Origin of the sequence: Methylobacterium sp. 10 (genome assembly GCF_000519085.1) — a bacterium.
Classification (GTDB): domain Bacteria; phylum Pseudomonadota; class Alphaproteobacteria; order Rhizobiales; family Beijerinckiaceae; genus Methylobacterium.
Map to the genome: position 1 here is coordinate 2,581,848 of NZ_KI912577.1, position 18,523 is coordinate 2,600,370.

Consider the following 18,523-nt stretch of genomic DNA (forward strand, 5'->3'; position numbering starts at 1 on the left):
GCTCTGTCGGAGAGGGACGGGTCTATCGACCGCGGGAACGCGCGGCCGGTCTGGCCCCGCGATCCCCTGTCCGTCAAGCCGGACTCAGCCGCCGGTCTTCTTGTCGGCCGCGCCCGGAGGCTCGCTCGGTGCCGGCGCGCCCTTCGGCAACTCCGGATTCACCTTCGCGGGCTCAGGAGGGTTCTCGGCGGTGGCGGCGGGCTTCTCGAGTTCCGGAAGACCGTCCTTGAGCTTGGCGTTGATCTTCACGAGATCGTCCGGCTCAGGGTTCAGGTCCTTGGCGTGCTGCCATTGGAACTTACCTTCGAGCCGCCGTCCCGAACGCCAATAGGCATCGCCGAGGTGGTCGTTGATGGTCGGGTCGCCTGGCTTGAGTTCGATCGCCTTCTCTAGCTCGCGAACGGCATCGTCATAGCGTCCGAGGCGGAAATAGGCCCAGCCGAGGCTGTCGATGATCATGCCGTCGCGCGGGCTCGCATCGACGGCCTGTTTCAGCATCGTGAAGGCCTCGTCGATATTCATGTTCTGGTCGACCCAGGAATAGGCCAGATAGTTGAGCACCTGAGCTCGGGCCGCCGGCTGATTCGGTGGGACCAGTTCCAGGGCTTTCTTCAGGTCGGCCTCTGCCTTGGGCCATTGCTTGGCCCGCTCGTAGGCGGTGCCACGGAAGTAGAAGGTCGTCCAGTAATTCGAGGCCGGCTGCTTGCCGATGAGTTCGATCGCGCGGCTATAGGTGGCCGCCGCCTCCTCATATTTCTTGCGCGAGCGCTGCACGTTGCCGAGGGCGGTCACGACGTCGATGCTATCGGGATGCTCCTTCATGGCAGCGTCGAGGAGCTGGGTCGCCTCTTCGCCCTTGCCGAGCTGCTCGAGATTGAGACCGATCTGGATGTCGGCATTGAGCTTCAGCGGTGAGGACGCCGGCATCTGCGCATAGGTGTCGTTGGCGCGCTCGACCTGCTTCATCCGGTCGAGCGTATCGGCGAGGGTGAGGCGGGCGAGGGCGTGCTCGGGAGCGAGATAGAGGGCAAGGCGCAGATAGACCACGGCGGGCAGCTCGTCGCCCTGGGTCGATCCGGCCGAGCCGAGACCGTAAAGCACCTCGCCGGCGCCTTCCTGCGCGGTGTTGACGAGGCGGGTCAGAGGCTTGCCGGCCTTCAGCTTGTCGAGGGCGTCGCGCACGATCGGGTGGCGCGGCAGCAGCTGGTCGAAGTTGGTGTAGGCCTGGATCGCAAGGTCCGTGCGCCCGGCCTGCGCCTCGAAACGGGCATAGGCATCGACGATACGCAGAGTATTCTGGTCGGCGTCGTAGGCGGCCTTGAGCCGGCGCTCCGCCTCCGCCTGATCCCCGACGAGGTTGGCGATCAGGCCGGCATGGAAGTCGCGGAAGGTGTTGTAGGAGCGCTCGCCCTTCAGCTTGTTCACCACTTCAAGGGCGCGCTTGCCGTCATTTGCCCCGGCATAGGCCCAGGCGGTCAGAAGGGTGCTGGTGAGATCGGCCGCGGCACCCCGTCCACTGCGGGCGAAGTTCTGGCGGGCCTGCGCGAACTGGCCGGCCTTGATCTGGCGCACGCCGAGGCTGAGTTGGGCGAGGCCGTTCGATCCGTCGCGGGCGGTGAGGCGCTCGGCTGCGCGGAATGCGTCGGGCAAAGCGCCGTCTGCGAGCAACGACACGAAGGCGCGCTCGAGCAGTTCGGCATTGCGCGGATCGGCTTTCACCGCCTCGCGGTAGAAACTCGCCGCGGCGGAGGTGTCCTTCGACGCACCGGCGATATAGGCGGACAGGAAGTTGCCCTCCAACGACTCGGCGGGCTCGTACTCCGTCACCGGGGCAGATTCCCGAGGCTGGGCGGCCTGGGCCGTGACCGACGTCGCCACGGAGGCGGCGAGACACAGGGCGAGAGCCGAGAGGGTCCGGCGGGTCGCGGCGTTTCCGTTCATGGGCACCAGTCGCGTTTGTAGCGCATCGTCCGTGAGGGACCGATGCCGATCGGGCGGGGACACTGAACTCTTCCCGCCATCCTCGCAAGGCGAAAGGATGGCGGGCACCCGGGCTCCGGTGCGTCCTCACATGTTGGGATAGTTCGGCCCTCCAGGCCCCTCCGGCGTCACCCAATTGATGTTCTGGTTAGGGTCCTTGATATCGCAGGTCTTGCAGTGGACGCAGTTCTGCGCGTTGATCTGGTAACGCACGCCGCTGCCCTCCTGCACCCATTCATAGACACCCGCCGGGCAATACCGTGCCGAGGGGCCGCCATAGACGTCGTGCTCCGAAGACTTCTGGAGCGCTGGATCCTTGACGTTCAAGTGCGGCGGCTGGTCCTCCTCGTGGTTGGTGTTCGAGAGATACACCGAGGAGAGCCGGTCGAAAGTCAGCTTGCCGTCGGGCTTCGGGTAGACGATCGGCGTCACCTCCGAGATCGGCTTCGTGGCGGCATAATCCGGCTTGCCGTGTTTCAGCGTGCCGAACGGCGAGGCATTGAGGATCGTCTGCGACCACATGTCGAGGCCGCCCAGACCCACGCCGACGAGGGTACCGTATTTCGACCAGAGCGGCTTCACGTTGCGCACGCGCTTGAGGTCGCGGCCGATGTCGCTGTCACGCCAGCCGCCGTCGTAATCGGTGAGCTCGTCGCCCTGCCGGCCGGCGGTGAGTGCCGCCGCGATCGCCTCGGCCGCTTGCATGCCGGAGAGCACCGCATTGTGCGATCCCTTGATGCGCGGCACGTTGACGAAGCCGGCCGAGCAGCCGACGAGGCAACCGCCGGGGAAGACGAGCTTCGGCACCGATTGCCAGCCGCCCTCCATGATCGCGCGGGCGCCGTAGCCGATGCGCTTGGCGCCCTCGAACACGTCGCGGATCATCGGGTGGGTCTTGAAGCGCTGGAACTCCTCGAACGGCGACAGGGTCGGGTTCTCGTAGTTCAGATGCGTGACGAAGCCGACCGAGAGCAGGTGATCGTCGAAATGGTAGAGCCAGGATCCACCGCCGGTCTTGTTGGAGAGCGGCCAACCCATGGTGTGACGCACGAGGCCCGGCTCGAACGTCTCGGGCTTGAGCTGCCAGAGTTCCTTGACGCCGAGGCCGTACTTCTGGTGGTCGCTGTCCCGGTTGAGCTGGAAACGGTCGATCAGGGTCTTGGTCAGCGACCCGCGCGCGCCCTCGCCGAAGATCGTGTACTTGCCGCGCAACTCCATGCCGCGGGTGTAATCGTCACGCGGTTCGCCGGAGCGACCGATGCCGAGATCGCCGGTGGCCACGCCGATGACGGTGCCGGCATCGTCGTAGAGCACCTCCGAGGCCGGGAATCCAGGATAGATCTCGACGCCGAGCTCCTCCGCCTTGACACCGAGATACTTCGTCATGTTCGAGAGCGAGCCGACGAAATTGCCGTGGTTCGACATGAATTTCGGGAAGGCGAAATTCGGCAGCGAGATGCCGCTGTTCTTGGTGAGGAACAGGAACTCGTCGCGCTCGACCTCGGTCTTGAGCGGCCGGGCCTCGTCCTGGCGCCACTCGGGAAGCAGGCGGTCGAGCCCGAGCGGATCGATCACCGCACCGGATAGGATGTGGGCACCGACTTCGGACCCCTTCTCGACCACCACGACGGCAAGATCGGCCGCGATCTGCTTGAGGCGGATCGCGGCGGCGAGGCCGGCAGGCCCCGCGCCCACGATGACCACGTCGAAATCCATACCCTCGCGTTCCGGCAACGCCATCCTGTGAACTCCTCCTGCCGCGCCAGCCGCAACCGATCGAGACCGGTCAGCGAGGGCGCGATGTTATGATTGCGAACACTCTCAACCGATTCCAAGCTAGGAACGCAAGCCTGCCAATGGTCTCAGCATGGTCTGAGCCGTCTCGCCGCCTTACCAATGGCCGCGTAACGTGCCCTGTGAAGTGTTGTCCACAGGCTCGTCAGGGGCCACATCGAGAACTATGAGCCAAGGCCCCGACCATCAGCGCGACGTGATCGCCGAACTCGACTTCCATGTGGAAGCCGGTGTCGATCTCTGCCTCGACGAACGGCCGCATGACCGCTTCTCCGAAACCGAGGAGGTGCCTCCCTGGCGCCCGGCACCGACACGGCGCGGCTTGCCGACGCAAGACCTGCCTCCCCGTGATCTTCCCTCGCAAGTCTCTACTCGGCAGGACCAGAATCAGACCGATTCCGCGCCCCCCCGTCGCGAGTTACCGCCGCGCGGCGAGGCGCCAGCGGCTCCTCCGGCCCGGACCTATGGACAATCCGCGGCAGCCAAACCCGGCGAGGCCGCGGGCGACGCGCGAGCACGGGCGCGAGATGCCGCCTCTCTCGAGGAGCTGGAAGCGCTGCTCGCCGCGTTCGATGGTTGCCCGCTGAAATTCACGGCCAAGAACCTCGTCTTCGCCGATGGCAACCCGGCGTCGAAACTGATGTTCATCGGCGAGGCGCCTGGCGCCGACGAGGATCGCGTCGGCAAGCCGTTCATGGGCCGCTCCGGTCAGCTCCTCGATCGGATGATGGCGGCGATCGGCCTCGACCGGACGAAAGCCTACGTCACCAACATCGTGCCGTGGCGGCCGCCGGGGAACCGCAACCCGACGCCGCAGGAAGTGTCGATCTGCAAACCTTTCATCGAACGCCAGATCGAACTCGCAGACCCGGACGTCATCGTCTGCCTCGGCAGTCCGGCGACGCAGGCGATCACTGGCACGAAGGACGGCATCCTCAAGGCGCGCGGACGGTTCTATCCCTATCGGATCGGCGACAGGGAGGTGAAAGCGCTGGCCACCCTGCACCCAGCCTATCTCCTGCGTCAGCCCCTGCAGAAGCGCCTCGCCTGGCGGGATTTCCGGCTGTTGAAGGCGACGCTGGACGGCAAGGCGTAGGGCGAAAGGCGAGTCGGAAGCGGAACCGTATCTTTCACCGCCGTATTAGTTCGGGCACACGGAGCTCAAGACAGAGATGCGTGTGGCGGCCGGGTTCCGGCGGGGTCCACGCTACGAAGGGTGACGAGATCATGCGTTGGGAAGATTTCCGCTCTTCTGACAATGTCGAGGACCGCCGGGGTGAGGGTGGCGGCGGAGGTGGTGGCTTTCCCGGTGGCGGCGCGGGCGGTCTCGGCATCGGCACCATCGTCATCCTCTGTATCATCGGCTGGGTCACCGGCATCAACCCTGCCATCCTGATCGGCGGCGCCGAACAGATGAGCGGCGGCGGACAGCCGCGTCAGGAGCGGGTCGACCCGCAGACGCAAGCCCAGCGCAAGAGCAAGCCGACGGACGAGAGCGGGCGCTTCGCTGCCGCCATCCTCGGAAACACGGAGGATGTCTGGAAGGAGATCCTGCCCAACCAGACCGGCAAGCAATACCGTCCGACCGGCATGGTGCTGTACACTGGTGGCACGCGCAGCGGCTGCGGTTCGGCGCAGGCGGCCATGGGACCGTTCTATTGCCCGCTCGATAAGAAGGTCTACCTCGACACGTCGTTCTTCAAGGAAATGGAACAGAAGTTCGGGGTGAAGGGTGATTTCGCCTACGCCTATGTCATCGCCCACGAGGTCGGTCACCACGTTCAGGACGAACTCGGCATCCTCGGCAAGGTCCAGGGTCGCCAGCAGGCGGCGTCAAGCAAGGTGGAGTCGAACCAGTTGTCGGTACGCGTCGAGTTGATGGCAGACTGCCTCGCTGGCGTCTGGGCCAAGAACTCCAACGACAAGTATAATTCATTGGAGCCCGGGGACATCGAAGAGGCCATGCAGGCGGCCAGCGCCATCGGTGACGACAAGCTGCAGAAGCAGTCCCAAGGCTATGCCGTACCGGATTCCTTTACACACGGGTCGTCCAACCAGCGGATGCGGTGGTTCATGACCGGTTACAAGAGCGGCCAGACCAAGTCCTGCGATACCTTCAGGGCGGCCCGGAACTAACTTCGCAATAGCTCCCGGCGTCGCGGAACCGCCGCGTTGTGCCACGGCGGGGGCGGTTCCGAGGGTCCGGGCGGACATGTCCCATCGAGGAGGGATCGACCTGCCCCTTCGTTCACGGTTAGAACGGAGGGTATCGTAGAGCCTGGAGCTGCCAGCCATGGTCGCCGCAGACAAGACCCGTAGCTTCATCCCGCTCTCCATCGCGGTGCTGACCGTCTCCGACACCCGCGTCGTCGAAGACGACCGTTCAGGCGACACATTGTGCGAACGACTCGTCGCTGCCGGCCACAGCCTCGCTGGTCGGGCCATCGTCCCCGACGAGGTAGCCGCGATCCGGGCCCAAGTGGAATCCTGGACGCGGGATCCGGCGGTCGATGTGGTGATCACCACGGGCGGCACGGGCTTCACCGGACGCGATGTGACCCCGGAGGCCATCGAGCCGCTGTTCGAGAAGCGGATGGACGGATTCTCGGCGGTCTTCCACCGCATCTCCTACGACAAGATCGGGACGTCCACCCTCCAGTCACGGGCCACGGCGGGGCTCGCGAACGCGACCTTTGTCTTCGTCCTGCCGGGCTCGCCCGGCGCCTGCCGTGACGCCTGGGATGGCATCCTCGCGGCGCAGCTCGATTACCGGCACCGGCCCTGCAACTTCGTCGAGATCATGCCGCGCCTGGACGAACACCTTCGACGCGGTGCCTCGATATCCGTCTGATCACCCTCGGTTGAGCCGCACGTTCACCCGCCGGGGATGGAGGCGGGTGGAGAAGACGGCACTCGCGATGAGGCGGTCACGGCGCACCAGGTCGCCGGCGCGTGGGGCGCGCACGCCGATGACGGACTCGCCCTGCGCCGCAAGACGCGACGGCAACCCCGCATGTGGTCGGCGCAAGCGCCCGAGGACCATTTCCGGCCGCGCCGTGCCGATGAACCGATCGATGGTGCGGATCCAGCCCTCGGCCGGCACGTCGCCGGCCTCGAGACACAGGACCCACTCCCGCCGCGCGGCCTTCGCACCAGCCGACCAAGGCGGCGTACCACCCGGGCGGACGACGAAGGTCGCGCCGGTGGCCTCGGCGACGGCATCGATCGCCGCGTCATGGGCGGGCGCGATGATGACCGCGTCACCCACGAGCCCGGCCGCTACGCCCTCGACGAGAGCCCCCAGAGTATCGGCGAGGCGGTCAATCGCATTGGGGCCGACCGGCATCGCTACATGGATCAGAGCCGAAATCATGCGCGCGCATACCGTATTTTCGGCGCGAGGAAAGCCGGATGGCCCCGAAAGCACGACGAGAACCGATGCCCAACCGGCATATCCCGTCGATTGCTTTAAAAAAGGGCAGGAATACCGGTCCCGTTCCTGATATGTTCGAATTCCAAACGAAGTGGCATCGCGCGCGGCGTGCCGGACGTTCCTGCGTCAGGTCGTCGAGGTGGATGGAGAGCAAGGCATGCGGCAGGATGGCAAGATCGATTACCTCGAATTGCCGGGCGGCGACATCGACCGAGTGAAAGCCTTCTACGGAACGGCCTTCGGCTGGAGCTTCGTCGATTACGGCCCACGCTATGCCTCCTTCGACGAGGGGCTCGATGGTGGGTTCGATGCCGACGAGGCGAAGGCGGTGCCGTTGCCCGTGCTCTACGCGCATGATCTCGAAGCGATGTTGGTACGGGTCGAGGCGGCGGGGGGCACGATCGTGGCGCCGATCTTCGCCTTTCCCGGCGGTCGCCGCTTCCATTTCAAGGATCCGGCCGGAACGGAACTGGCGGTATGGTCCGAGCGGTGAAGGCCGCCAGTGACGGGATGGACGAAGCGTTCGGCGCGCCCGACCGGCGGCTTGGGGGAAGTACCCTGTCGGCGGATGCGAGAAAGGGCCGGGGGGCCACGGCCAACCCCTGCGGCCGCTATGAGCCGGCACGGCGCGAGGCTTTCGACGACGGCTGGGTTTCAGATGGTGCCGGCCAGCGCCTGCGTACCGAAGACCGACCCGAGCTCGCACGCACGATCCTGACACGGAATACCTCGCCGGACCTGCCGTTCGATCGCTCGATCAATCCCTATCGCGGCTGCGAGCACGGGTGCATCTACTGCTTCGCCCGGCCCAACCACGCCTATGTCGGTTTGTCCCCCGGCCTCGATTTCGAGACGAAGCTGTTCCACAAGGCCAACGCGGCCGAGTTGCTGGAGCGCGAACTCTCGGCAAAGGGCTACCGGCCGCAAACGATCGCCCTCGGGACCGCCACGGACCCGTATCAGCCGATCGAACGCGACCATGGCATCACCCGCGCGGTACTCGGCGTCTTGGCGCGCTTCCGGCATCCCGTGGGCATCGTCACGAAGTCGAACCTCGTCGCTCGCGACATCGATATCCTGGCGCCGATGGCGGAGCTCGGCCTCGTCAAGGTGGCGATGTCGGTGACGACTCTCGATCCTGTCCTGGCCAGGCGCATGGAGCCGCGCGCCCCCCATCCTGACCGTCGCCTCGAGGCGGTCCACCAGCTCAGTCGTGCAGGCATCCCGGTCATGGTGATGATGGCCCCGGTCATTCCGTCGCTGAACGATCACGAGATCGAGGCGGTGTTGAAGCGGGCGCGGGAATGCGGCGCTGTAGAAGCGCGCCATGTCCTGCTGCGACTGCCGCTCGAACTCGACGACCTGGTGAACGACTGGTTCGCCGAACACTATCCAGGTCGCCGCCGCCACGTGATGGCGCTCGTCCGTGGGGCGCGTGGCGGCAAGGCCTACGATGCGACGTTCGGCCGGCGGATGACCGGCAGTGGCGCTTATGCCGATCTCATCGCCCAGCGCATGCGCTTGGCGAAGCAACGCCTGGGCTATGTGGATGAGCGCATTACCCTGCGCACGGATCTCTTCGACCCTGCAGCGGCGTCCGGCGCACAGCTCAGCCTGTTGTGACCGCTGAGGGCGATGGAGCGAAACGCTTGGTGAAGCTCACCCGATGATGCGCCGAGCGGCCGAGACTCGACAGACCGGCGAGATGCGCCGCGGTGCCATAGCCGACATTGCGTTCCCAGGCATAGGCCGGGTGACGGCCGGCCAGCACCCGCATGAGATCGTCCCGTAGGGTTTTGGCGACGATGGAGGCGGCCGCGATCTGGGGTACGAGCCGGTCACCGCCGATCACCGCCCGGCACGGCAAGGACAGGCCGGGAATGTCATCGCGCCCATCCACGGCCACGGGCGCTTCGAGGCCGAGCTTCTCCACCGCTCGCCGCATGGCGTCGAGGGTCGCCGCGCGGACGTTGATCCGGTCCACGAGTTGCCGGGACCCGGCCGCCACCGCCACCTCGGCATGTTCACGTATCAAAGGTGTGAGACGCTCGCGCATCGCCCGGTCGAGCTTCTTGCTGTCGTCGAGGGAGGCCAGCACGGAGGCCGGGAACACGGCCGGATCGAACCAGACAGCCGCCACGACCACGGGGCCGCACAGGGCACCGCGCCCCACCTCGTCGCAGCCGATGAGAGCAGGGAGGGTGCTGGCGACGGGGTCTGCGAACGGTCTGGTCATCGATCCGATGGATTACACTTCGGCCAAAGGCTGGTCACCGGGCTTGGCGCCAGAAAAATGCGGGAGTGTGCCCGCCCCGCAGGCGAGGAGGCCGGGGGGCCATAACCACCGCCCCAAGCTACACTGCCGGTGCCGCCCGGAACGTCCGGCGCTTCGGCGTGGGAAGACCGGTCCCGTGCGCCAGCGAAATGTTGGTGAAGAACTGGCGCGCGCTCTCGCCCCAGGTGTAGCGCAGGGCCTCCGCGCGGCAGCGCTCGCGGGGGATCGACAGGGCGGCGAGGGCCGCCTCGCGCAAGTCGGATTCGAGAATTCCGGCGCCGGTCCCGCCGATGACGTCGAGGGGACCGGTTACCGGATAGGCCGCCACGGGAACGCCGCAGGCCAGAGCTTCGAGCAGGACGATGCCGAACGTGTCGGTGAGACTGGGGAACACGAAGACGTCCGCCGCCGCGTAGATGCGAGCAAGCCTTGCACCGGTGAGAGTGCCCAGGAAGCATGCCTTCGGATGCAGGCCGGCGAGGCGCGCCCGGTCCGGGCCGTCTCCCACCACGATCTTGGTGCCCGGCAGGTCAAGGTCGAGGAAAGCCGAGACGTTCTTCTCCACCGCCAGCCGCCCGACGAACAGGAAGAACGGGCCAGCCAAACCCGCCAGCTCCTCCGGCGGGGCGGCATCCTGGGCCGCCGGGCGAAAGAGATCGGTATCGACCCCCCGGGTCCACCGCATCAAGTTGCCGAAACCGCGGGAGGCGAGGTCGCGCTCCAGGGACGGAGTCGAGACCATCGTCCCGCTCGCAGCGCCATGGAAGCGCCGCAGCCAGGCATAGCTCCAGCTCTCGGGAACGGGCGCACGGGCGGCGAGGTATTCAGGAAAGCGCGTGTGATAGCTCGTGGTGAACGGGCGGCCATGGGCGAGACAATAGCGTCGGGTCGCGTAGCCGACGGTCCCCTCCGTGGCCACGTGGACATGGGTCGGGGCGAGACCGGCCCACAGGCGGGCGACCTTGCCTTTGGTGGCATAGGACAACCGAATTTCGGGGTATCCGGGGAGCGGCACCGAGGCGAAATCCTGATGGGTCAGGAACACGGTCTCGAAGCCGAGTTCGCGACCGGCCGCCGCCATGTTCTCGAGGGAACGGACGACCCCGTTGACCTGCGGGTGCCACGCATCGGTGGCGATGAGCAGCCTCACGCGACCGCCCGCGCCGGACCGGCGGCCACCGCGCTGCGCTCCGCTTCTTCCGCGGCGGCGCGCGCCCGCAACACGCTCGGGTAATGCAACACCTCCATGGTGCCGTCGTAATGCTCCACGATGGCGGTGCAGGACTCCACCCAATCCCCGGTGTTCAGATAGGTCAGCCCGGCGATCTGGCGGTGGGCGGCATGGTGGATATGTCCGCAGATGACGCCGTCGGCGCCCACGCGCTTGGCCTCCGCGCTTAGAAGCTCTTCGAACTTTCCGATGAAGTTGACGGCGTTCTTCACCTTCAGCTTGGCCCAGGCCGAGAGCGACCAATAGGCGAGGCCGAGGCGGCGCCGAAGGGTATTCAGGTGAGTGTTGACGAAGAGCGCGAAGGTGTAGGCGCCGTCGCCCAGGAAGGCGATCCATCTGGCATGCCGGACAACCATGTCGAACTGGTCGCCATGGATGACGAGGTAGCGCTTGCCGTCCGCGGCGACGTGGATCCGGTCGTCCACCACCTCGATCCCGCCAAAGGTCATGCCGAGATAATCGCGCAGGAACTCGTCATGGTTGCCGGGGATGTAGATCAGCGTCGAGCCCTTGCGCACCTTGCGCAGCAGCTTCTGCACCACGTCGTTGTGGCTCTGCGGCCAGAACCAGCCCGATTTGAGCTGCCACCCGTCCACGATGTCACCGACGAGGTAGATCTCGTCGGCGTCGTAATCCCGCAGGAATTCCAGCAGCAAACCTGCCTGACAGCCCTTCGTGCCCAGATGCATATCGGACAGGAAGAGCGTCCTCACACGGATCGTCTTCTCTGTATCTTCGCCCACGACCCACTCCGAATGGCTTCGGTGCGTTGAGCCAAACCGGATTCGCGTATCAGTTTGATGACGCGCGCCCGGCCCGCTTCGTGGCGCGACTACTTCAAGCGCATCGTCAGAATGCTGCACTGCGCGACAAATTTTTTGAGTGGCCAGGAAGTTTTTTGCGTTTTCCTTCGGGGACGAACCCCGGCATAGTCCCGATCAAGGTGACCCACCGGATCGCGCTGGAAGGCGCGTGTCCGGAGCCCATGCGAGGCGGAATCAAGGTCGCCGACGAGGTGAGAAACGACGTCCAAGGCCCTGGGAGTGTGCTGTATTCGCGCGCCCCGGCCAACGGAGAGAGGCTTGATCCAGTCAAAGGCAGTCGCGTCGAGCGTTCTGGAACTCGCAGCCATCCGTGATGGCACGAGGCGGGCCTCGCGCTTTCCGAAGACGATCTTGGACCATGCCTTCTCCTCCAGGCGGACGTGCGGCAGCCGGGCTTCCTGGCAGAGCCGCCGTTTCTTCCCCAAAGCTTAGGAACCGCCCCGGCAGCCCATCAAGCCGGATCGCGACCTCGGACCACCGTATTCGATCCCAGCGTCGCACGATGCGTGCGCGCAAACTGAAGAAGAACCGGAGACACAACATGGCGGCAACGAGACGGCCGGGTCGGAATCATCTGTTCGTTCCGGGCCCGACGAACATCCCCGACCGCGTCCAGCGGGCGATGATCGTTCCCTCCGAGGATCACCGTTCGGTGGATTTCCCGACGCTGACCAAGCCCCTGTTCGAAGAGACCAAGGCCGTGTTCGGCTCGACCGAGGGCACGATCTTCCTGTTCCCGGCCTCGGGCACCGGCATCTGGGAATCGGCGCTGACCAACACGCTGCATCGCGGCGACACGGTGCTGACCTCGCGCTTCGGCCAATTCAGCCACCTCTGGATCGACATGGCCCAGCGCCTCGGCCTGAACGTGATCGTTCAGGAAGAGGAGTGGGGCACGGGTGCCAACCCCCAGCGGATCGAGGAGGCGCTGCGCGCCGACACGAACCACGAGATCAAGGCCGTCATGACGGTCCATAACGAGACCGCCACCGGCGTCACCAGTGACATCGGCGCCGTGCGCAAGGCGATCGACGCCGCCGGCCACCCGGCCCTGCTGTTCGTGGACGGCGTGTCCTCGATCGGCTCGCTGCCGTTCTACGCCGACGAGTGGAAGGTCGATTGCGCCATCGCCGGCTCGCAGAAGGGCCTGATGCTCCCCGCCGGTCTCGGCGTGATCTGCGTCAGCCAAAAGGCTCTGAAGGCCGCAGAATCGTCGTCGGGTCCGAACGACCGCCTCGCGCATGTCTACTTCGATTGGGCCGATCATCAGAAGCAGAACGGCGCCGGCTACTTCCCCTACACCCCGGCACTGCCGCTTCTCTACGGCCTGCGCGAGGCGCTCGCCTGCCTGCGGGAAGAAGGTCTCGAGAACGTCTACCACCGCCATGCCGTGCTGGGCGAGGCGACCCGCCAGGCCGTGGCGGCCTGGGGTCTGAAGACCTGTGCCAAGGAAGCCAAGTGGAACTCGGACACGGTGACCGCCATCCTCGTCCCCGAGGGTGTCGACGCCGCCGCGATCATCAAACACGCCTTCGTGCGGTACAACCTCGCCCTCGGCGCTGGTCTGAGCCAGGTGGCCGGCAAGGTGTTCCGCATCGGCCACGTCGGTGACCTGAACGAGCTGTCGCTTCTTGGCGCCATCGCAGGTGCGGAAATGGCCATGCTCGACAACGGCGTGAAGGTACAGCCGGGCTCCGGCGTCGCCGCTGCCTCCAGCTACCTGCGCGAAAACCCCCTCGCAAAGTCCTGATCAAAGCTGTTTCCCGGGGCCGGCATCTCGCCGGCCCCGGGGCATCGTCTATAGAAGCGTGTATCGCGTAACGCCGCGCTCGGCGCGGAACGTCGCTTGAGGGTTCCAATGGCGCACAAAATCGTCTTCCTCGACCGTGAATCCCTCGACGCCAAGGTGCGTGAGTTCAGCTTCCCGCACGAATATACCGAGTACGAATCCACCTGGACGCCGGAGGAGATCGTCGAACGCCTGAAAGGCGCCGAGATCGCGCTGATCAACAAGGTGCCCATGCGCGCCGAGACGTTGAAGCAGCTGCCCGACCTCAAGCTCATCGCCGTGGCCGCCACGGGCACCGATGTCGTCGACAAGGCCGCCGCCAAGGAACTCGGCATCACTGTCGTCAACATCCGCAACTACGCCTTCAACACCGTGCCCGAGCATGTGATCGGGCTGATGTTCGCCCTGAGGCGCGCCATCGTGCCCTACGCCAATTCCGTGCGCCGGGGCGATTGGGCGAAATCCACCCAGTTTTGCTACTTCGACTACCCGATCCACGACATCGCCGGCTCGACGCTGGGCATCGTCGGCTACGGGGCGTTGGGCAAATCCATCGCCAAGCGGGCGGAAGCGCTCGGCATGAAGGTCATCGCCTACGACGTGTTCCCGCAGGAAGGCCTCGTGGATTTCGAGACGATCCTGACGGAATCCGACGTCATCACCCTGCATGCGCCGCTGACGCCGGAGACCCGGAACATGATCGGCGCCGAGCAGCTGGCGAAGATGAAGAAGCATGCCATCCTGATCAACACGGCGCGTGGTGGGCTCGTCGACGAGGAGGCCCTCGCCGAAGCCCTCAAGGCCGGCACGATCGGCGGCGCCGGCTTCGACGTCGTGGTCACTGAGCCGCCCAAGAACGGCAACATCCTGTGCGAGCTCGACCTGCCGAACCTCATCGTCACGCCGCACGTGGCTTGGGCCAGCAAGGAAGCCATGCAGATCCTGGCCGACCAGCTCGTGGACAACGTCGAGGCCTATGTTGCGGGCAAGCCGCAGAACGTGGTGTGAGGCTCACGCTTCGTACCTGAGGGACTGACTGGCGAAAGCCATTGTCATTCCAGGGCCATCGAGCAGAGCCCGGACACCAAGATCGCAGGCGCTGATCGTATCTGTGCCGACCGAGTGTCTGGGCGATAGGCTCGTCGGCGGCACCCTGGCATGACGGGAAACACCATCGCGCGGCTCTTTGCAGACGCGCCAATCATATGACAGCCGCGCAGCGACGCGGACAGAGGAAACGACATGACGAAGAAGCTGCTGTTCCAATTCGACACCGATACCGTTCCGAGCGTCTTCGATGTGGTCGTCGGCTACGATGGCGGGGCTGATCACATCACCGGTTACGGCAACGTGACTCCCGATAATGTGGGCGCCTTGGTGGACGGCACGATCTACACCCGTGGCGGCTCCGAGAAAAAGTCTACGGCGATCTTCGTCGGCGGCGGCAGCATGGCGGCCGGCGAGGCTGTGTTCGAGGCCGTGAAGAAGCGCTTCTTCGGTCCTTTCCGCGTCTCGATCATGCTCGATTCCAATGGCTCGAACACCACCGCCGCCGCGGGCGTCGCGCTGGTCCAGAAGGCCGCCGGGTCGCTCCAGGGCAAAAAGGCCGTGGTTCTTGCCGGCACCGGTCCGGTGGGCATGCGATCGGCCGCGCTTCTCGCACAGGAGGGCGCCACCGTCGTCCTCTGCGGTCGCTCGCTGGACAAGGCTCAGGCCGCCGCCGATTCCATCAACAAGCGCTTCAAGGTGGAGATCAGTGCCGCCGCGACGCCGGACGCCGCCTCGCGCGCCGCCATCGTCAAGGGCCAGAACCTCGTCTTCTCGGCCGGCGCCATCGGCCTCGAGCTTCTTGCCGAAGCCGACTGGAAAGACGAGGCCAGCATCGAGTTCATTGCCGATTACAATGCCCAGCCGCCTCTGGGCTTCGGCGGCATCGACGCCATGGACAAGGGCAAGGAGCGCCACGGCAAGAAGGTGTTCGGCGCCCTCGGCATCGGTGGGCTAAAACTGAAACTGCACCGCGCCTGCGTCGGCCAGCTCTTCGACAGCGCCGAGAAGGTGTTCGACGCCGAGGAGATCTACGCCCTCGCCAAGACGATGGCCTGACCCATGACCGAGAAGACGTCGCCTGCCAACGAAACCATCCAGGGCTTCCTCGACGGGCTCGCGAGCTCGGCCCCGACCCCCGGAGGCGGCGGAGCCGCCGCCATTTCCGGTGCCATGGGTGCCGCACTTCTCAGCATGGTGTGCAACCTCACCATCGGGAAGAAGAAGTACGTCGAGGTCGAAGGCGAGTTGAAGGAGATCCTCGGCAAGTCCGAAGCCCTTCGGGCCGAACTCACCGGCATGATCGCCGACGATGTCGAGGCCTTCGACGCGGTAATGGGAGCCTACGGCCTGCCGAAGGGCACCGACGAGGAGAAGGTCGCCCGTGCCGCCAGGATCCAAGAGGCCCTCAAGGTCGCCACCGACGTGCCTCTCGCCTGTTGCCGCGCCTGCCGCGAGGTCATCGACCTCGCCGAGGCCGTAGCCGACAAGGGCAACCTCAACGTCATCTCCGATGCCGGAGTGGCGGTCCTTTCGGCTCATGCCGGCCTGCGCAGTGCCGCGCTCAACGTCTATGTCAACGCCAAGGGCCTGGACGATCGCGGTTTCGCCGATGAGCGACTGAAGCAACTCGAAGAGTTTCTTGGATCGTCAGGGCCATTGAACGAAAAGATCTATGAGGTCGTAAAGGCCAAGGTGAACTAAAAGCAACGACAGGCCGGCGAGACCAAACTCAGCCGGCCTTTTCGTCTAAAAAATACATTCCGGCCGTCGCTAAAGGCGGAGTGAAAGAGAATGTAAAAAAATATTACAGCAGAAGCTCTTTCCGTGAAGTGGAATTTACGAGAGTGTCTGTCCCAGGGAAAAACGCCGAGGAGAACGCACATGGACGTGCATGAGTATCAAGCCAAGGAGCTGCTCGCCGGATTCGGCGTTGCGGTTCCCAAGGGCGCGGTGGCCTTCAGCCCCGACCAGGCGGTCTATGCCGCCACCGAGCTCGGTGGCTCGTTTTGGGCGGTGAAGGCCCAGATCCATGCCGGCGCGCGCGGCAAGGCCGGCGGCATCAAGCTGTGCCGGACCTACAACGAGGTCCGCGATGCCGCCAAGGACCTCCTCGGCAAGCGTCTCGTCACCCTGCAGACCGGCCCCGAGGGCAAGCCTGTCCAGCGCGTCTACATCGAGACCGCCGACCCGTTCGAGCGCGAACTCTATCTCGGCTACGTCCTCGACCGTAAGGCCGAACGCGTCCGCGTCATCGCCTCCCAGCGCGGCGGCATGGATATCGAAGAGATCGCCGCCAACGAGCCCGAGGCCCTGATCCAGGTCGTGGTCGAGCCGGCCGTCGGTCTGCAGCAGTTCCAGGCCCGCGAGATCGCGTTCCAGCTCGGCCTGAACATCAAGCAGGTCTCCGCCGCCGTAAAGACGATCATGAACGCCTACCGTGCGTTCCGCGATTGCGACGGCACCATGCTGGAGATCAACCCTCTCGTCGTCACCAAGGACGACCGCGTCCTGGCGCTCGATGCCAAGATGTCCTTCGACGACAACGCCATGTTCCGCCGGCGCAACATCGCCGACATGCACGATCCCTCGCAGGGCGACCCGCGCGAGGCCCAGGCCGCCGAGCACAATCTCAGCTATATCGGCCTCGACGGCGAAATCGGCTGCATCGTCAACGGCGCCGGCCTCGCCATGGCGACCATGGACATGATCAAGCATGCGGGCGGCGAGCCGGCGAACTTCCTCGATGTCGGCGGCGGCGCCAGCCCCGACCGCGTGGCCACGGCCTTCCGGCTCGTCCTCTCGGATCGCAACGTCAAGGCGATCTTGGTCAACATCTTCGCCGGCATCAACCGCTGCGACTGGGTCGCCCAGGGCGTGATCCAGGCAGCCAAGGAAGTGAAGATCGACGTGCCGCTCATTGTCCGGCTCGCCGGAACGAATGTCGAGGCGGGCAAGAAGATCCTGGCCGAAAGCGGCCTCGACCTCATCACCGCCGACAGCCTGTCGGATGCCGCCACGAAGGCCGTCGCCGCCTGCGACGCCGCCAAGCGCAACCACTGAGACGGGGGAGGATACGTCATGAGCATTCTGATCGACGAGAAGACCCCGATCATCGTCCAGGGCATCACCGGCGATAAGGGTACGTTCCATGCCAAGGAGATGATCGAATACGGCTCGAACATCGTCGGCGGCGTCACCCCGGGCAAGGGCGGCAAGACCCATCTCGGCGTGCCGGTGTTCAACACCGTCAAGGAAGCCGTGGAGGCCACCGGCGCCACCACCTCGATCACCTTCGTCGCCCCGCCCTTCGCGGCCGACGCGATCATGGAAGGGGCCGATGCCGGCCTCGCGCTGATCTGCTCGATCACCGACGGCATCCCGGCCCAGGACATGATGCGGGTGAAGCGGTATCTCCGCCGCTATCCCAAGGACAAGCGCACGATGGTGGTGGGCCCGAACTGCGCCGGCATCATCTCGCCGGGCAAGTCGATGCTCGGCATCATGCCCGGCCACATTTACCTCAAGGGTAATGTCGGCGTGATCTCGCGTTCGGGCACCCTCGGCTACGAGGCCGCGGCGCAGATGAAGGAGAAGGGCATCGGCATCACCACTTCGGTGGGCATCGGCGGTGACCCGATCAACGGGTCGTCCTTCCTCGACCATCTCGCCCTGTTCGAGCAGGACCCCGACACCAAGGCCGTGCTGATGATCGGGGAGATCGGTGGTCCGCAGGAGGCCGAGGCTTCGGCCTGGATCAAGGAGAACATGTCGAAGCCCGTCATCGGCTTCGTCGCCGGTCTCACCGCTCCGAAGGGCCGCCGCATGGGCCATGCCGGCGCCATCATCTCCGCCACCGGCGACAGTGCCGCCGAGAAAGCCGAGATCATGCGCTCCTACGGTCTCACCGTGGCCCCTAGCCCCGGCGATTTCGGCTCCACGGTCGAACAGGTGATGCGCAAACTCGCCGCCTGAAGGCGTAAACCCTCCCCCTCGGCGGGGGAGGGTGGTCGCGGAGCGACCGGGAGAGGGGCAGCGCCGCCCGGCCGCCGACGGACCCAGCCGCAGAAACCACCGCTTGATCGCCCCGACGCTGCGTTCCATGCTGCGGGGCGGCCGCTTCATTACCGTTGCCCGCGCGTCCCCGGCG

The 18,523-nt window shown here is 65.6% G+C and carries 17 protein-coding genes; 11 read left to right on the forward strand and 6 right to left on the reverse strand.

What is annotated here, in order from left to right:
- Window positions 1–84: 84 nt before the first annotated feature.
- Entirely contained in the window at window positions 85–1,941 is a 1,857-nt protein-coding gene (locus K368_RS0111915) for a tetratricopeptide repeat protein (protein ID WP_027172618.1), read from the reverse strand.
- A 126-nt stretch (window positions 1,942–2,067) separates the two neighbouring features.
- A complete protein-coding gene (locus tag K368_RS0111920) occupies window positions 2,068–3,720 on the reverse strand; it encodes an electron transfer flavoprotein-ubiquinone oxidoreductase (RefSeq protein WP_027172619.1) in 1,653 nt (550 codons plus the stop codon).
- A gap of 220 nt (window positions 3,721–3,940) precedes the next feature.
- Between K368_RS0111920 and K368_RS0111925 the strand changes: the two genes are divergently transcribed.
- From K368_RS0111925 to moaB, 3 genes are all read left to right on the forward strand, one after another.
- The gene (locus K368_RS0111925; RefSeq protein ID WP_027172620.1) at window positions 3,941–4,870 is read left to right on the forward strand and encodes a uracil-DNA glycosylase; all 930 of its coding nucleotides are present in this window, start codon (window positions 3,941–3,943) and stop codon (window positions 4,868–4,870) included.
- Window positions 4,871–5,001: 131 nt separating this feature from the next.
- Window positions 5,002–5,910 carry a neutral zinc metallopeptidase gene (locus tag K368_RS0111930; RefSeq protein WP_027172621.1) on the forward strand — a complete coding sequence of 303 codons (909 nt, stop codon included), beginning with the start codon at window positions 5,002–5,004 and terminating at the stop codon, window positions 5,908–5,910.
- Window positions 5,911–6,067: 157 nt separating this feature from the next.
- A complete protein-coding gene (gene moaB / locus K368_RS0111935; RefSeq protein WP_027172622.1) occupies window positions 6,068–6,625 on the forward strand; it encodes a molybdenum cofactor biosynthesis protein B in 558 nt (185 codons plus the stop codon).
- Here the strand turns inward: moaB and K368_RS0111940 are convergent, their stop codons facing one another.
- On the reverse strand, window positions 6,626–7,147 hold the full coding sequence (locus tag K368_RS0111940; RefSeq protein ID WP_027172623.1) for a hypothetical protein: 522 nt from the start codon (window positions 7,145–7,147) through the stop codon (window positions 6,626–6,628).
- A gap of 217 nt (window positions 7,148–7,364) precedes the next feature.
- Between K368_RS0111940 and K368_RS0111945 the strand changes: the two genes are divergently transcribed.
- Window positions 7,365–7,700, forward strand: coding sequence for a VOC family protein (locus K368_RS0111945; protein ID WP_027172624.1), 336 nt, complete (start codon window positions 7,365–7,367; stop codon window positions 7,698–7,700).
- A gap of 17 nt (window positions 7,701–7,717) precedes the next feature.
- Window positions 7,718–8,830, forward strand: coding sequence for a PA0069 family radical SAM protein (locus tag K368_RS0111950; protein ID WP_051440050.1), 1,113 nt, complete (start codon window positions 7,718–7,720; stop codon window positions 8,828–8,830).
- On the opposite strand, the gene K368_RS0111955 is transcribed toward K368_RS0111950, so the two are convergent.
- The 3 genes from K368_RS0111955 to K368_RS0111965 all read right to left on the reverse strand — a co-directional run bounded on the left by K368_RS0111955 (window position 8,817) and on the right by K368_RS0111965 (window position 11,456).
- Complete coding sequence (locus tag K368_RS0111955; RefSeq protein ID WP_027172626.1) at window positions 8,817–9,443, reverse strand: ribonuclease HII; 627 nt, start codon at window positions 9,441–9,443, stop codon at window positions 8,817–8,819. The genes K368_RS0111950 and K368_RS0111955 overlap by 14 nt on opposite strands.
- Window positions 9,444–9,561: 118 nt before the next feature.
- Window positions 9,562–10,632 carry a glycosyltransferase family 1 protein gene (locus tag K368_RS0111960; RefSeq protein WP_027172627.1) on the reverse strand — a complete coding sequence of 357 codons (1,071 nt, stop codon included), beginning with the start codon at window positions 10,630–10,632 and terminating at the stop codon, window positions 9,562–9,564.
- Window positions 10,629–11,456, reverse strand: a complete 828-nt coding sequence (locus K368_RS0111965) for a UDP-2,3-diacylglucosamine diphosphatase (protein WP_027172628.1) — start codon at window positions 11,454–11,456, stop codon at window positions 10,629–10,631. Before K368_RS0111965 ends, K368_RS0111960 begins: the two co-directional genes overlap by 4 nt.
- Before the next feature lie 622 nt (window positions 11,457–12,078).
- Between K368_RS0111965 and K368_RS0111975 the strand changes: the two genes are divergently transcribed.
- The 6 genes from K368_RS0111975 to sucD all read left to right on the forward strand — a co-directional run bounded on the left by K368_RS0111975 (window position 12,079) and on the right by sucD (window position 18,348).
- Complete coding sequence (locus K368_RS0111975) at window positions 12,079–13,287, forward strand: aminotransferase class V-fold PLP-dependent enzyme (RefSeq protein ID WP_027172630.1); 1,209 nt, start codon at window positions 12,079–12,081, stop codon at window positions 13,285–13,287.
- 108 nt (window positions 13,288–13,395) lie between these two features.
- The gene (locus tag K368_RS0111980) at window positions 13,396–14,334 is read left to right on the forward strand and encodes a D-2-hydroxyacid dehydrogenase (RefSeq protein WP_027172631.1); all 939 of its coding nucleotides are present in this window, start codon (window positions 13,396–13,398) and stop codon (window positions 14,332–14,334) included.
- A gap of 234 nt (window positions 14,335–14,568) precedes the next feature.
- The gene (locus K368_RS0111985) at window positions 14,569–15,432 is read left to right on the forward strand and encodes an NADP-dependent methylenetetrahydromethanopterin/methylenetetrahydrofolate dehydrogenase (protein ID WP_027172632.1); all 864 of its coding nucleotides are present in this window, start codon (window positions 14,569–14,571) and stop codon (window positions 15,430–15,432) included.
- Between the two features lie 3 nt (window positions 15,433–15,435).
- Window positions 15,436–16,077, forward strand: coding sequence for a methenyltetrahydrofolate cyclohydrolase (gene fchA / locus K368_RS0111990; protein ID WP_027172633.1), 642 nt, complete (start codon window positions 15,436–15,438; stop codon window positions 16,075–16,077).
- Between the two features lie 180 nt (window positions 16,078–16,257).
- Window positions 16,258–17,436, forward strand: coding sequence for a malate--CoA ligase subunit beta (locus K368_RS0111995; protein ID WP_018042399.1), 1,179 nt, complete (start codon window positions 16,258–16,260; stop codon window positions 17,434–17,436).
- 18 nt (window positions 17,437–17,454) lie between these two features.
- Window positions 17,455–18,348 carry a succinate--CoA ligase subunit alpha gene (sucD, locus tag K368_RS0112000; protein ID WP_018042400.1) on the forward strand — a complete coding sequence of 298 codons (894 nt, stop codon included), beginning with the start codon at window positions 17,455–17,457 and terminating at the stop codon, window positions 18,346–18,348.
- Window positions 18,349–18,523 lie beyond the last annotated feature (175 nt).

Coding starts and splice junctions, on each gene's coding strand:
- K368_RS0111940 (WP_027172623.1), bottom strand. CDS start 7,147: ATGATTTCGGCTCTGATCCATGTAGCGATGCCGGTCGGCCCCAATGCG.
- K368_RS0111955 (WP_027172626.1), bottom strand. CDS start 9,443: ATGACCAGACCGTTCGCAGACCCCGTCGCCAGCACCCTCCCTGCTCTC.
- K368_RS0111945 (WP_027172624.1), top strand. CDS start 7,365: ATGCGGCAGGATGGCAAGATCGATTACCTCGAATTGCCGGGCGGCGAC.
- moaB (WP_027172622.1), top strand. CDS start 6,068: ATGGTCGCCGCAGACAAGACCCGTAGCTTCATCCCGCTCTCCATCGCG.
- K368_RS0111925 (WP_027172620.1), top strand. CDS start 3,941: ATGAGCCAAGGCCCCGACCATCAGCGCGACGTGATCGCCGAACTCGAC.
- K368_RS0111950 (WP_051440050.1), top strand. CDS start 7,718: ATGGACGAAGCGTTCGGCGCGCCCGACCGGCGGCTTGGGGGAAGTACC.
- K368_RS0111915 (WP_027172618.1), bottom strand. CDS start 1,941: ATGAACGGAAACGCCGCGACCCGCCGGACCCTCTCGGCTCTCGCCCTG.
- sucD (WP_018042400.1), top strand. CDS start 17,455: ATGAGCATTCTGATCGACGAGAAGACCCCGATCATCGTCCAGGGCATC.
- K368_RS0111995 (WP_018042399.1), top strand. CDS start 16,258: ATGGACGTGCATGAGTATCAAGCCAAGGAGCTGCTCGCCGGATTCGGC.
- fchA (WP_027172633.1), top strand. CDS start 15,436: ATGACCGAGAAGACGTCGCCTGCCAACGAAACCATCCAGGGCTTCCTC.
- K368_RS0111975 (WP_027172630.1), top strand. CDS start 12,079: ATGGCGGCAACGAGACGGCCGGGTCGGAATCATCTGTTCGTTCCGGGC.
- K368_RS0111920 (WP_027172619.1), bottom strand. CDS start 3,720: ATGGCGTTGCCGGAACGCGAGGGTATGGATTTCGACGTGGTCATCGTG.
- K368_RS0111930 (WP_027172621.1), top strand. CDS start 5,002: ATGCGTTGGGAAGATTTCCGCTCTTCTGACAATGTCGAGGACCGCCGG.
- K368_RS0111985 (WP_027172632.1), top strand. CDS start 14,569: ATGACGAAGAAGCTGCTGTTCCAATTCGACACCGATACCGTTCCGAGC.
- K368_RS0111980 (WP_027172631.1), top strand. CDS start 13,396: ATGGCGCACAAAATCGTCTTCCTCGACCGTGAATCCCTCGACGCCAAG.